The 14,003-nt window shown below is 40.4% G+C and carries 9 protein-coding genes; all 9 read right to left on the bottom strand.

Annotated elements, in window-relative coordinates:
• Positions 1 to 192 precede the first annotated feature (192 nt).
• A complete protein-coding gene (locus CDG59_RS03950) occupies positions 193 to 753 on the bottom strand; it encodes a TPM domain-containing protein (protein ID WP_087543733.1) in 561 nt (186 codons plus the stop codon).
• A complete protein-coding gene (locus tag CDG59_RS03945) occupies positions 747 to 1,760 on the bottom strand; it encodes a TPM domain-containing protein (protein WP_413772662.1) in 1,014 nt (337 codons plus the stop codon). Before CDG59_RS03945 ends, CDG59_RS03950 begins: the two co-directional genes overlap by 7 nt.
• An 85-nt stretch (positions 1,761 to 1,845) precedes the next feature.
• The gene (locus tag CDG59_RS03940; protein ID WP_087543729.1) at positions 1,846 to 2,436 is read right to left on the bottom strand and encodes a LemA family protein; all 591 of its coding nucleotides are present in this window, start codon (positions 2,434 to 2,436) and stop codon (positions 1,846 to 1,848) included.
• Positions 2,437 to 2,805: 369 nt separating this feature from the next.
• Positions 2,806 to 4,227: an FAD-dependent oxidoreductase gene (locus tag CDG59_RS03935; RefSeq protein WP_004909607.1), complete on the bottom strand. Its 1,422-nt coding sequence runs from the start codon at positions 4,225 to 4,227 to the stop codon at positions 2,806 to 2,808.
• 71 nt (positions 4,228 to 4,298) lie between these two features.
• Positions 4,299 to 8,777, bottom strand: a complete 4,479-nt coding sequence (gltB, locus tag CDG59_RS03930) for a glutamate synthase large subunit (RefSeq protein WP_171294978.1) — start codon at positions 8,775 to 8,777, stop codon at positions 4,299 to 4,301.
• 463 nt (positions 8,778 to 9,240) lie between these two features.
• Positions 9,241 to 10,107: a hypothetical protein gene (locus tag CDG59_RS03920; RefSeq protein ID WP_087543725.1), complete on the bottom strand. Its 867-nt coding sequence runs from the start codon at positions 10,105 to 10,107 to the stop codon at positions 9,241 to 9,243.
• 19 nt (positions 10,108 to 10,126) lie between these two features.
• Complete coding sequence (gene aroB, locus CDG59_RS03915; protein ID WP_087543723.1) at positions 10,127 to 11,209, bottom strand: 3-dehydroquinate synthase; 1,083 nt, start codon at positions 11,207 to 11,209, stop codon at positions 10,127 to 10,129.
• Between the two features lie 24 nt (positions 11,210 to 11,233).
• The gene (aroK, locus tag CDG59_RS03910; protein WP_087535970.1) at positions 11,234 to 11,800 is read right to left on the bottom strand and encodes a shikimate kinase AroK; all 567 of its coding nucleotides are present in this window, start codon (positions 11,798 to 11,800) and stop codon (positions 11,234 to 11,236) included.
• Positions 11,801 to 11,810: 10 nt separating this feature from the next.
• Positions 11,811 to 13,988, bottom strand: coding sequence for a type IV pilus secretin PilQ family protein (gene pilQ, locus CDG59_RS03905; RefSeq protein WP_087543721.1), 2,178 nt, complete (start codon positions 13,986 to 13,988; stop codon positions 11,811 to 11,813).
• Positions 13,989 to 14,003: the final 15 nt, after the last annotated feature.

The following is a 14,003-nucleotide window of genomic DNA, read 5'->3' as shown; positions in this document are numbered from 1 at the left end:
CTCGATCGGTCACTTTACCTAGGCAAAAAGGTTCCATTTTTGCCCATTGGGCATCAGTAAGTATGTATCTATCCATACTACTATTATAAATTAATCAGTTGCCTTTGTTAGTTCTCAACAAGCCCTAATACAATTAAAAATATAGAATATTATTTTTAAAAAAATTTAAAAAATAAAATCAATAGTTTATATCTACTTCATTATAATGGGTTCATTCGGCAGTTCATTTTGATTATGCACATCAGTTTTTACATAGTATTGATTCAATACTTGTCTAATGTCATCTACACCCTGAGTTACAGCTCGCAAATATTCTTTTTGAGTCAAGGTAACAATGATATTTTGACAAATTTCACTCCATGTCTCGGCTTGTGTTGCATTTTTTAGTCCCCGATCAATCACAATCTCAACTTTGCGCTCACACAGATTTAAATACAACAATACACCACTATTGAGTTCAGTATCCCAAACACCCAATTCAGCAAATAGCTGCTGAGCACGTAGCCGTGTGTTTTGATGATAAGCCTGTGAACATGGAATATGTCCTTCTATCACTACCTGAATTTCACTAACATGACCTTTTTCAGCATGCTGCACAGCCTTAGCGATCTGTATCCTATCGTTTTTATTGAAATAATTATGCATAGAAGATATATAGAGGAAGTGTTTAAACCAGCGCTTTAAGCTTGGTTGAACCTGCTCATCCAGCTTAGGCTGGGTAATAATCTGTGTTGTATCTGTCTTTGTTACCATGAGCCTGATGCTCCTCCCCCGCCAAAGCTGCCACCGCCGCCACTATAACCACCTCCACTGCCACCACCAAAGCCTCCTCTACCACCCCCTCGCCCACCACCCGACAAGAAGGCTTGAAAAATAAGCTGTGCCAATGAAGTAATCAGTAGAAAGAAAATTCCAATACCGAGTAATAAACTCATCACAAGCCCCGCCCCATTGACTAGTCCTGCAACCGTTGCAGCTACTGCCGCAGTGGAGGCACTTAAACGATTGCCAACAATGAATGAACCAACAACACCAGCAATCAGGATAAATAGCGCCATAGTTAGCGTACTATCTTTCGCTTGTTGCTCACGTAAAGCTTGTTCATGACGGTCTTTTAATTCTTGGGCAGCCTGTTGTGCAATTTCTGGATCTTGGTTCACAATACGGCTAATCTCATCCAAACCTGATGAAATTCCTTGAGCATACTGACCTTGTTTAAAAGAGGGTGTAATTTGATTATGAATAATGCGGCTCAGTACCACATCAGGTAAAACACCTTCGAGACCATAGCCTGTTAGAATCTGAATTTTGCGATCATTGACTGCAATTGCCATCAACAAACCATTATCACGTTTAGCAGAACCTAATTGCCATTTTTCACCTGTACGTAAAGCAAAATCAAAAATAGCTTCTTGTCCTGTGGTGGGTACAATAATCACCCCAATCTGAGCTTTACCCTGCTGATACAACGTCAGTATTTTTTGATTGAGTTGCTGTGTTTCCGCCTCACTTAATATTTTTGCTTGATCTATGATGGGCTGATTTAATGTCGGTAAACCACGTATGGATTCACCCTCAGCCATATCATTGGCAACTTGCGGTAAAATAGGTGCTTGTTGTGCTGTAGTGTTTGGTTGTGATTGATTTTGTTGTGGCTGCTGAATCATTTTACCTGCAACAACTAAATCAGTTTCATCTGTTGCAGTCGCAACCTCAGCCCAAACTGTATGTTGAAAAAATAGTGTTACAAAAACAATCATGAGAACAGCCGAAAGCTGCTTAAGTTTTTGTCTAATTTCTTCCAACATATGGCAACTCCAAACCCATCAAGAACAATTTCAAATCTTAATTAAATGAAACTGTTGGCGCTTGCTGCGCAGATTGCTCTGCTTTGAAGTTCTCTTTGGTTTTCATGCCAATCACTTTTGCTGTCATTGCTTGTGGGAACTGACGAACATATGAATTGTAATCTTGCACTGTCGTAATATAGCGGTTACGTGCCACCGCAATTCGATTTTCTGTACCTTCCAATTGTGCTTGTAAATCACGGAATTGTTCATTGGCTTTTAAATCTGGATAATTTTCAGAAACAGCAATCAAACGAGATAATGCACCTGTCAATTGACTTTGTGCTTGTTGATATTTTTCGAATAGCGCTGGGTCTTCTAAAACTTCTTTATCTACTTTTAAACCTGCAACATTAGAACGAGCTTGCGTAACCTCTGTGAGGACTTGTTCTTCATGTTTAGCATAGCCCTTAACCACATTGACAAGATTGGGAACAAGATCTGCTCGACGCTGATACTGGTTTTGCACCTCAGACCATGAAGCACTTACGGCTTCATCTTTCACTTGCAAAGTATTATATCCACAACCTGTGAACAATAAGGTGCTTGCCAATACAGTTGCGAGCGCAGTTTGTTTGATCACTTTCATAAAAATTTATCCTCAGGTTTTTCTTTATATTTTTTCAATAATTCATTCTAGTGTGATTTTTTGTTCGCTGTGTAACATTTATTTGTTGAAATCTTTATATCATTGCATAGAATCATCTGAGAACTGTAACCGTTGTACTGTAACCCCCAATGCCTTGGGAAGATTTAAATAATTTTCTCTGAATTTGCATTTACAAGAGCCATCTTTATTGCCTGCACAATTTCCTGATTGGTCTTCGAGTATCATGCTGAAAAATGATCAGGGACAGGGCGGAAAGCTTACAAGATTTGCTAAAACTACCAAAAAGATAAGATGAAAAAATAAAGCCTGCTTGAGCAGGCTTTATCGCAATCAAACTAAAAAGATGAATTAAACACCTAAGTAATCTAAAATACCCTCAGCTGCTTGACGACCTTCCCAGATAGCAGTTACGACAAGATCAGAACCACGCACCATATCTCCACCTGCGAAGATTTTTGGATTAGAGGTCTGGAACTTAAACTCTTGCTGTTCAGCTGCAACTACACGACCTGAACCATCTAAGCTCACATTCGCAGAACCAAACCAATCCGCAGGACTTGGACGGAAACCGAAAGCAAGCAATACTGCATCAGCTGGTAAAACTTCTTCAGAACCAGGAATTGGCTCGGGGCTACGACGACCACGGCTATCAGGTTCACCCATCTGTGTAGTCACCACTTTAACACCAGTCACTTTGCCATTCTCGCCCACAATCTCGATCGGTTGGCGATTGAATAGGAATTTCACACCCTCTTCATAGGCATTCTTCACTTCGCGCGCAGAACCAGGCATGTTGCTTTCGTCACGACGGTAAGCACATGTCACATCATGTGCACCTTGGCGTAATGAAGTACGGTTACAGTCCATCGCAGTATCACCACCACCCAGAACAATCACCTTTTTGCCATCTACGCTGATGTATTCGCTTGGATCTTTTTCCCAGCCTTGGCAACGATTTACATTCGCAATTAAGAAATCTAATGCATCGTAAACACCATCAAGATCTTCACCAGGGAAACCACCTTTCATATAAGTGTATGTTCCCATACCCATGAATACTGCATCGTATTCAGCAAGCAACTGTTCGATCGTTACATCGACACCAATTTCAGTATTCAAACGGAACTCAATGCCCATCCCCGTGAAGATTTCACGACGACGTTTCATCACATCTTTTTCCATTTTAAATTCTGGAATACCGAATGTTAGTAGACCACCAATTTCAGGACGTTTATCGAATACAACTGGTTTTACACCACCGCGCGCAAGAATATCTGCACAACCTAAGCCTGCTGGACCTGCACCAATAATTGCAACTTTTTTATTCGTCCATTTAACGCCAGACATATCTGGGCGCCAGCCTAAAGCAAAGGCAGTATCGTTGATATATTTTTCAGCATTACCAATCGTTACTGCACCAAAGCCGTCATTTAAAGTACAAGCACCTTCGCATAAACGGTCTTGTGGACATACACGACCACAAACTTCTGGCAATGTATTGGTCTGGTGGCAAAGTTCAGCTGCTTGAAAAATTTGACCTTCAGCAATCAGTTTTAACCAGTTTGGAATGTAGTTATGTACAGGACATTTCCATTCACAATATGGGTTACCACACCCTAAACAACGATGAGTCTGGTTTGCAGCCACTTCCGCTGTAAAAGGTTTATAAATTTCCACAAACTCTGCTTTGCGGACAGTAATATCTTTTTTCTCTGGATCTTGACGTGGTACATCCAGAAATTGAAAGTCATTATTGAGGCGTTCTGCCATGTCTCTCTCCGTGGGTAGGCGCAGCGATGTCTCTCATCTCTGCACCTGCCTATGTCTTTGCAGTCGTGGAATTATTGTGGATCAGCTTGGGTTGTTTTCAAAAGCGTTTGCAAATTAGCAGCTTTTGGTTTTACAAGCCAGAACTTACGACTATAGAAGTCGAACTCATTACGGATTTTATACGCCCAAGCACTACCTGTTTCTTTGATATGTTCATCAAGGATACGCAGTAGATTTTCTTTGTGATCTTCCATCGACTCGGTAGAGATACGATTTAGGTCAATCAACTCATGGTTGTAGTAGTCTACAAAGTCATTATCAAGGTCAAGTACATAAGCGAAACCGCCTGTCATACCCGCACCAAAGTTATGACCAACTTTACCTAAGACAGTTACCACACCACCTGTCATATATTCACAGCAGTGATCGCCAGCACCTTCAATTACCGCAAAAGCACCTGAGTTACGAACAGCGAAACGCTCACCCGCAGTACCCGCAGCAAATAACTTACCGCCAGTCGCACCATACAAACAAGTGTTACCGATGATTGCAGTATTTTGTGTTTGGAACGGTGAACCTTTTGGTGGGAAGATCGAAACGCGACCACCCGCCATGCCTTTACCAACGTAATCGTTTGCATCACCTTCAAGTTTGATATGCAAACCACCAGCGTTCCAAACACCAAGTGACTGACCAGCAGTACCTACAAGGTTCATGACTACTGGGCTGTTTTCCATACCCAAGTTGCCATAACGGCGTGCAATTTCACCTGAAATACGTGCGCCAATTGAACGATCACAGTTACCAACAGTGAAATTAAATGAACCGCCTGTACCTGCTTCAATCGCTGGTAGCATTTCAGCAACCATTTTCTCAGCCAATACACCTTTATCAAATGGCGCATTACCTTGAACTTGGCAATACTGAGCTTTACCTTCAGCAGATGGATGTGAAGTCAATAAAGCGCTGAGATCAAGATGAGCATGCTTTTCAGTTTCGCCTGGTAAAACCTCAAGCAAATCAACACGACCAATCAAATCTTTGAGTGATGCAACACCTAGAGCAGCTAACCATTCACGTGTTTCTTCTGCAATAAACTTGAAGAAGTTAATCAACATTTCTGGTTCGCCAATATAGTGTTCTTGACGTAAATGATCTTGCTGAGTTGCAACACCAGTTGCACAGTTATTCAAATGGCAAATACGCAGGTATTTACAACCTAATGCGATCATTGGCGTAGAACCAAAACCAAAGCTTTCCGCACCTAAAATAGCTGCCTTGATCACGTCTAAACCAGTTTTTAAACCACCATCCGTTTGAACACGAACCTTACCACGCAAATCATTTACACGAAGTGCTTGATGCGCTTCACTTAAACCAAGTTCCCAAGGCGAGCCCGCATGGTGAATCGATGAAAGTGGAGATGCTGCTGTACCACCGTCATAACCTGAAATGGTAATAAAATCAGCGTATGCTTTTGCCACACCAGCCGCAATCGTTCCAACACCTGGCTCTGATACTAGTTTTACCGATACCATCGCTTGAGGATTGATTTGCTTCAAGTCAAAGATCAATTGTGACAAATCTTCAATTGAGTAAATGTCATGATGCGGAGGCGGAGAAATCAAAGTCACACCCGGTACTGAGTAACGTAAACGTGCAATTAAGCCATTCACTTTACCACCTGGTAACTGACCACCTTCACCTGGTTTCGCGCCCTGTGCCACTTTAATCTGCAACACTTCAGCAGAGGTTAAGTACGCAGGAGTTACACCAAAACGACCTGATGCAATCTGTTTGATTTTCGAGTTACGAATCGTACCGTAACGTGCAGGATCTTCACCACCCTCACCAGAGTTCGAACGACCACCAATCGTATTCATCGCAATTGCAATTGCTTCATGTGCTTCTGGAGATAATGCACCCAAAGACATTCCCGCAGAATCAAAACGAGGTAGAATCTCTTCAATCGTTTCAACTTGATCAATCGCAATCGAATCGGTTGTTTTTAACTTGAATAAGTCACGAATCGTAGCAACTGGACGGTTATTTACTAGCTCAGCGTATTCTTTAAAGTCTTGATATTGACCTGAACGAACCGCTTTATGCAATGAGTTAATCACATCAGGGTTGAACGCATGGTACTCTTTACCGAATACGAATTTGAGTAAACCACCCTGATCAATTGGCTTGCGATTTGACCAAGCTGTGCTTGCCAATTTTTTCTGGTCATTTTCTAAATCAGCGAAAGTCGCACCTTGGATACGGCTTGGTACACCAAGGAAACATTTATCCACGACTTCAGATGACAAACCTACTGCTTCAAACAGTTGGCCGCCACGATAAGAAGCAACTGTCGAGATCCCCATTTTAGAAAGTACTTTTAATAAGCCTTTCTCAATCCCTTTACGGAAGTTTGCTTGCGCATAAATTGGGTCACCCAATAATTCGCCTTTCGCAACCAAATCATTAATCACGTCATAAGCTAAATACGGGTAAATTGCTGTCGCACCAAAACCTAGTAGTACTGCAAATTGATGTGGATCACGTGCGAAACCTGTCTCAACCAAAATATTTGCATCAGTACGTAAACCAACTTGAATTAAGTAATGATGTACTGCACCAGTTACCAATACTGAGTTTGCTGGCAAGAAACCTTCGCGAATATTTTTATCGGTCAAAACGATTAAAGTTTTACCATCACGAACAGCTTGTGCAGCTTCTTCACAAATACGTGCAACTGCGGCTTGTAAACCTTCGGTTTCTGCATAATTCAGATTGATATCAGCAACAGCATAACCCGCACGTTCTTTTTCAACATCACGAAGCTGCTGCATTTTTGAATGTGACAATACAGGGCTTGAAATAATGATGCGGTCAGCGTGTTCAGGACCCTGTTCAAACACATTTTGCTCACGACCCAAACATGTTTCCAATGACATTACGATCGATTCACGTAATGGATCGATTGGTGGGTTAGTCACTTGCGCAAACTGTTGACGGAAATAGTCTGATACATGGCGAACTTGACGAGACAAGACTGCCATTGGCGTATCATCACCCATTGAACCAACAGCTTCCTGACCACTTTCTGCGATTGGACGCAAAATCTGATCACGCTCTTCAAATGTCACCATAAACATTTTTTGAGCCGCTTTTAATGCATCACCAGTTAAACCCTGATCACTCAATTGTTCTTCAAGCTGAGGATCTGCTTTCAAACGAATCGCATGGTCACGCAACCATTCACGATAGGGACGCATGTTTTTAAGGTGATTGCTGACATCTTTCGTATCAAGCACTTTGCCTGTCAAAGTATCTACAACTAAAATTTGACCAGGACCAACACGACCTTTAGATACAACATCTTCTGGTTCATAACCCCATACACCAATCTCTGATGCAAGCGTGATGTAATCATTTTTGGTGATCACCCAACGTGCAGGGCGTAAACCATTACGATCCAACATACAAATCGCGTGACGACCATCTTGGATCACAAGACCTGCTGGACCATCCCAAGCTTCCATATGCTTAGAGTTAAATTCATAGAATGCACGTAGATCAGCATCTAAAGTTTCAACATTCTGCCATGCTGGTGGAACCAACATACGAAGTGCACGGAATAAGTCCATTCCGCCACCAACAAGAATTTCAAGCATATTGTCTAGGCTTGATGAATCCGAACCAGTACGGTTTACAATCGGATTTAACTCAGTTAAACCTGGCAGTAATGGATTTTCAAACTTTGGCGTACGAGCCAGTGCCCAGTTACGGTTTGCTGTAATAGTGTTAATTTCACCATTATGCGCAAGATAACGGAATGGCTGAGCCAATGGCCAACGTGGCAAAGTATTGGTTGAGAAACGCTGATGGAATACCACAATATGCGATTTTAGACGTTCATCAGCTAAGTCGGTATAGAAGTCAGCAATTGCTGCTGGCATCATTAAGCCTTTATATGTGATAACAGTTGTTGCAAGTGTGGTCACATAGAATAATGGGTCGTTTTGTAATTGTTGTTCTGCACGGCGACGAGCTAAAAATAACTTGCGGTTAAATTCAACTTCAGTCAAACCCATTGGGCAGTTCACTAAAATTTGTTCAAATGCTGGGAGTGATTGTAATGCAATTTCACCTAAAGCATCATTATTTGTTGGTACAACACGCCATGCCGCAACCGTTAAACCTTCTGCTGCAATTTCTTTATTTAAAATGTTCTTTGCATTTTGAGCTAAAGCAGGGTCAATATTCAAAAATACTGTGCCTGCAGCAAAAATCTCAGTTAGATTACTGCCTAGCTTCTGAGCTTCTTCACGGAAAAATTGTTTTGGCATTGCCAATAACAATCCGCAACCATCTCCTGTTTTACCATCCGCGGCAATACCACCACGGTGCGTCATGCAACTTAAACTGTGAATCGCAGTTTCGACCAGATGATGGCTTGATTCACCCTTCATATGGGCAATCAGACCAAAACCACAGTTATCCTTAAACTCATCAGGCTGATATAAGCCTTGAGCGGGAGCTACAGTATTAGGCGATGGCATGTGCATAGCGTACCCTTCTTTCAACATGGCTCTTTCGAGCAACAAACAATCAATTCATTTTCTGCGATATTGCCGATCAACTCATATAAAGTTCAATGCTTCGCAAAAACATTTTTCCTGGCGGATTTGCAATATACGCCTTTCTTTAAGAAGAAACAGCGTACTCAAGCATATAAAGTGTTTTCAGTTATTACACCTTCACCAATGTTTGTAAAGCACAAAAACTTTCCATTTCACTAAATTAACTGGGTGTTTAGTGTGAAAAAGTGCAATGAGCAGATAAATTAGCACCACAAGGATGCAAAAAACATACCAATTAATTATAAATTTACTAAATCATTAAAAAAATTAAAATAACCTTAATTTATAATAGGCTAAAGCTATATCTTATCAGGTTTTTTTGCACTAAAATGAGTCATCTCGCCTTAAAAAAGCGCCAATAATGCTCAAAATTAGTGCAATACTAATTAAATGGATCTACCACATCGCGTTTGGAAGAATCTGAATTTTCTTTCAATTTTTCAGGGTTTTGTGTTGAAGATTGGCTTTGTTTGACGTTTACCACATTACCTTGAGCATCACGCTGTGTGACTGTTGTCTGAGTTGCTATTGCAGGATCAACTGCTGGCTTTTCTGAACTAACACCCAAACTACCTTGTGAAACCACCGCCCCTGTAGCCAACAAACTCTCGTCCACTTTAGGTAGCGCTGCGGGTTTCAACTGAATATCATAAAGCTGATTTGTCGCTGTTTTTAATTCATCAAACCCTAAATCATTCACAAACTCTGCATATTTTGATAATTGCTGGGCTTTAGGTTGCACGGATTGCGGAAGTACCAAATTCAATTGAGCAAACTGACGATTTGCTTCCTCCATATTCGGTGACATACCATAAGCAAGAACATATTGTTCTGCCTGATCCTCACCAGTTAAGCGGAAATAAATAAACTTTTTCCGATCTAATCGACTCAACAAAAAATTTTTAACAATTGCTTCATCTGAACTTCGAAAAATTTCCATCGTCCATTTTTGCTGATTTTCTTTAATAAATTTAGTGCCACGAAATTCTGGTGCATGCTCATTAGAAACAACAACTCTGGTTGTTAAATCTAGCGGCTTCACCTCATTAGAAAAGGCACCTAGATGAGCAGTTGCAGTCACTTTTTCAGGTTGAATTTGAACTTCAGTTTTAGCTGGTTGATCTACCTCAACCAAAGCATCTCCATCAGTAATTCCCCAAAAGACCAATGCAGCAATCAAGCATACAATTGCAAGCGTGAGCCAGCTGTATTGTTGAATATTTTGCCAGATTGATCTAGAAATAAGCATATTTTTCTCAATATATTGATTATGAAGATTGGTTCGCAAGAATCGTTTGCTTCATTAAATCCACATCAAAATCTTTGGTAATGATGGCCTGGCCTAACTTTTTAAGTAAAACCAAACGTAATTGGCCATTGAGTACTTTTTTATCATGCGACATATAAACCAAAAATTCGTCGAGTGGAATCTGTGGACATGATATCGGTAAATGGGCACGTAGAATAATTCTTTTTGTACGCTCAACATCTTCAGCAGATATCCAACCTAGACGGTGTGACAAATCTGCCGCCATGACCATACCTGTTGCAACAGCTTCACCATGTAACCATACCCCATAACCTAGATAGGATTCGATTGCATGCCCAAAAGTATGCCCTAAATTTAGAAGTGCACGCTCACCCTGCTCTTTTTCATCATTAGCCACAATTCTAGCTTTATGTGCGCATGAGCGATAGACTGCTTCTGCGAGTAAATTCGCATCACGTGCAACAAGCGCATCCATGTTCTGTTCTAACCATACTAGAAAATCCACATCACCTAGTAATGCATATTTAATCACTTCAGCCAAACCAGCAGAAAGTTCACGGTCTGGTAAAGTATCAAGCTGTGCCATATCCGCTAATACAACTTGAGGTTGCTGAAACGCACCCAACATGTTTTTACCTAAAGGATGATTGATTCCTGTCTTCCCACCCACACTTGAATCAACTTGAGATAATAATGTAGTTGGTACTTGAATAAAATTCACTCCGCGCTGGAAACAAGCTGATGCAAAACCAGCCATATCACCAATGACTCCACCACCTAATGCAAGCACTGTGCAATCACGATTAAAACCTGATTCCAAAAGCGCATCAAAAATTAAATTCAAATGTTCAATGTCTTTAAATTGCTCACCGTCGGGTAAAATACATTGTGCAATCTGTTTATCTAACTGGCGCAATCCATCAACATAATGTTGCAAATATAATGGTGCAACGGTTGTATTGGAAACCAACATCACTTGTCGACCATGAATATATGGCGCTAGCAAATCTCTGGGATTTAAATTACTTCCAATAAAAATAGGATAGCGACGATCACCCAATTCAACATGTAGTGTTTGCATAAAATTAGACCAACAAGAAAATTACTAAATTTGTTTAGATAAAATAAGCTGTAGAATTTTTTGCGCTAAGTCTCGCGCTGCACCCTGATTTGTTTCAACAATAAAATGTGCAACCTCACGATAAAGTGGATCTCGCACAGTTAGCAAATCTCTTAATTTCTTTTCTGGGTTTTCTACTTGCAACAATGGACGATTCTTATCGCGATGAGTTCGCTGTAGCTGAAGCTCTACAGGAGTATATAGATAAACAACGATACCTCGCTGTTTTAAAAACTTTCGATTTTCCGATTGTGTTACCGCACCACCACCAGTCGCCAAAACAAGGGCAGAACGTGCAGTTAGGTCATTTAACACATTAGTTTCACGTGCTCGAAAACCAGATTCACCCTCTTTTTCAAAAATCCAAGGGATTGTAGCACCTGTTTTACGCTCAATTTCATGATCACTATCAATGAATTCACGTCCCAACAATTCTGCTAAATGTCGACCAACTGTTGTTTTCCCTGCCCCCATTGGCCCTACCAAATAAATATTTGGTAGGGTTTCAAACGCTTTGCCCTGCAACGCGCCACCTATATTAATTGCGATTATTCAAAATATATTAATGATTTCTAGTCAAAGTGTCATTAACAATTCTCGGTGTCACAAAAATAAGTAGTTCACGTTTCTTATCTGTTTTTGAATCACGACGGAATAATTTCCCAACATAGGGTAAATCTCCCAAGAAAGGCACTTTGGTCTGATTAGTAAGGTTTTCCTGTTCAAAAATTCCGCCTAATACTACAGTTTCACCATTATCAACCAATACATTGGTATCAATTGAATTTTTATTAATTGTTAATTGACCTGTAGGTGTTGGTGTGCTTGGTGCATCTTTAGTGATATTTAATTTCATCATCACCTTACCATCTGGCGTAATACTAGGCGTTACATCCAAACTTAATGTCGCATCGATAAACTCAGTTTTAGGCACTGCATTTGCACCACTACCACTTGAAGAAGCATATGGAATTTTTGTACCTGATTCTATTTTTGCTGATTGCTTATCCGCAGTCATTACTTTCGGTGTTGAAATTACTTCACCATAACCATCAGCTTGAACAGCAGACAACTCTAAATCTAGCATAAAATCAGACAGGCTAATCAAACCAAATGCAATCCGACTTGCGCCAGGTGTTACCGCTCCCAAATCAACATTCAGGTTATCAGGGCGTTCAATCGTATATTTATAACCACCTGTTTCGGAATCTTTTTCTGGTTCACGCAGGTTCCACAAAGTGGTATCGCTACCACCCACCAACAAATTACTATTATTGGTAATACCCTGAGAAAGCACCCCCCACTTCACCCCCATCTCTTTAGTAAAGTCGGTACTTGCACTGACAATACGTGCCTCTATCATGACTTGTTTTACTGACACATCTAACAAATCAATCAATTTTCGGATTTTATCAATATTTAGTGCAGTATCATTAATGATTAAAGTATTTGTACGTGTATCTGCCACAGCACTGCCACGAGAACTTAATAGACTTTCTAAAGCTAATGAGTCAGAGTTAGCTGTTCTATTGGATGTTCCACCTTTACCATCACGAGACTCTTCAATTAATTTGAGTACATCAGCAGCTTTTGCATAACTCAACTTAATATATTCTGTTTGTATTGGAGAAAGCTTAATACTTTGTGCAATAGCTTTTGCCTCCTCTTCTTCAGATTTTATTAATTCTGAGACTGGGGCAATCCACATTACATTGCCATTACGACGTTTATCTAAATTCTTGGTCTTAAGAACAATATCTAAAGCTTGATCCCAAGGCACATCTTTCAACCGCAGCGTAATATTACCTTGTACGGTATCAGCTGCCACCATATTTATACTTGTAAAATCAGCCAACAGCTGCAGAACTCGACGCACCTCAATATCTTGAAAATCTAATGAAATTTTATTCCCAGTATAGACTTGGGCTTTAGCTTTCGGAGAAGATTTATCTTCTGGGCGCTTAAGACTAATCGTTAATTTATTTTCCGCTTGGTAAGCCATATATTCATAACTACCAGCAGACTGAATGGTGATCACACCATTTCCTTTCTCATTATAGGCGTCAACACTTGCTACAGGGGTGGCAAAATCATTGGTATTTAGACGACGCGCCAAATGGGCTGGAATTTTGTTCCCCATTGTTCGCACCATAATCTTACTACCTTGCTGCTGTACATCGACAGGTGTGTTATTTCCCAACAGGTCAATAACAACCAACCCCTCGCCATCCTTACCGCGCTGGAAACCAATATTTGATACACCTTGCTGTGGTTTTCTGACAACCGTACCATTACGAATAGTATTTACTGGTTGAACTGCATTTATTTTAAGAATAAACGTGTTCCCTTCAACACGTGTAGTAAAAGCTCCTGCTTCCTTTAAATTAATAACTAGACGTGAACGCTGATCATCAGCTGCAACATCAATTGTTGATGCTTCATTAGTTGATACTGGTATTGATGCCTGTTTCAAATTTTGTTGCGTTTTATCAAAATCTAAAATCAATCGAGAAGGTTTTTCCAATTGATATGCCTGCGGTTGTGGAGGCAATCCATTAAACATCACACGAATTTCTGTACCTTGATCAGCCAAACTCATTGGAACAATATTCGTCATACTCACTTGTGCAGATGCAGCTTGCATAATTGCAATAGCCACTACACCCATTGAAAATTGACGGAATGCATGATTCATGGTCTTGACTTCCCCAAATAAAGAACTTTTTAACTGCTTTTTCATTGTTATTCCCTTAAT

The sequence above is a fragment of the Acinetobacter sp. WCHA29 genome (assembly GCF_002165335.1).
In the GTDB taxonomy this organism is placed as follows: domain Bacteria; phylum Pseudomonadota; class Gammaproteobacteria; order Pseudomonadales; family Moraxellaceae; genus Acinetobacter.
Note: the sequence above shows the minus strand (reverse complement) of the source record. Positions and strands in the feature narration are given on the sequence as shown.

Excerpts from the sequence above, each read along its gene's own strand:
- CDG59_RS03950 (WP_087543733.1), bottom strand. The coding sequence starts at position 753 with ATGGTAACAAAGACAGATACAACACAGATTATTACCCAGCCTAAGCTG.
- CDG59_RS03945 (WP_413772662.1), bottom strand. The coding sequence starts at position 1,760 with ATGATTGTTTTTGTAACACTATTTTTTCAACATACAGTTTGGGCTGAG.
- CDG59_RS03940 (WP_087543729.1), bottom strand. The coding sequence starts at position 2,436 with ATGAAAGTGATCAAACAAACTGCGCTCGCAACTGTATTGGCAAGCACC.
- CDG59_RS03935 (WP_004909607.1), bottom strand. The coding sequence starts at position 4,227 with ATGGCAGAACGCCTCAATAATGACTTTCAATTTCTGGATGTACCACGT.
- gltB (WP_171294978.1), bottom strand. The coding sequence starts at position 8,777 with ATGCCATCGCCTAATACTGTAGCTCCCGCTCAAGGCTTATATCAGCCT.
- CDG59_RS03920 (WP_087543725.1), bottom strand. The coding sequence starts at position 10,107 with ATGCTTATTTCTAGATCAATCTGGCAAAATATTCAACAATACAGCTGG.
- aroB (WP_087543723.1), bottom strand. The coding sequence starts at position 11,209 with ATGCAAACACTACATGTTGAATTGGGTGATCGTCGCTATCCTATTTTT.
- pilQ (WP_087543721.1), bottom strand. The coding sequence starts at position 13,988 with ATGAAAAAGCAGTTAAAAAGTTCTTTATTTGGGGAAGTCAAGACCATG.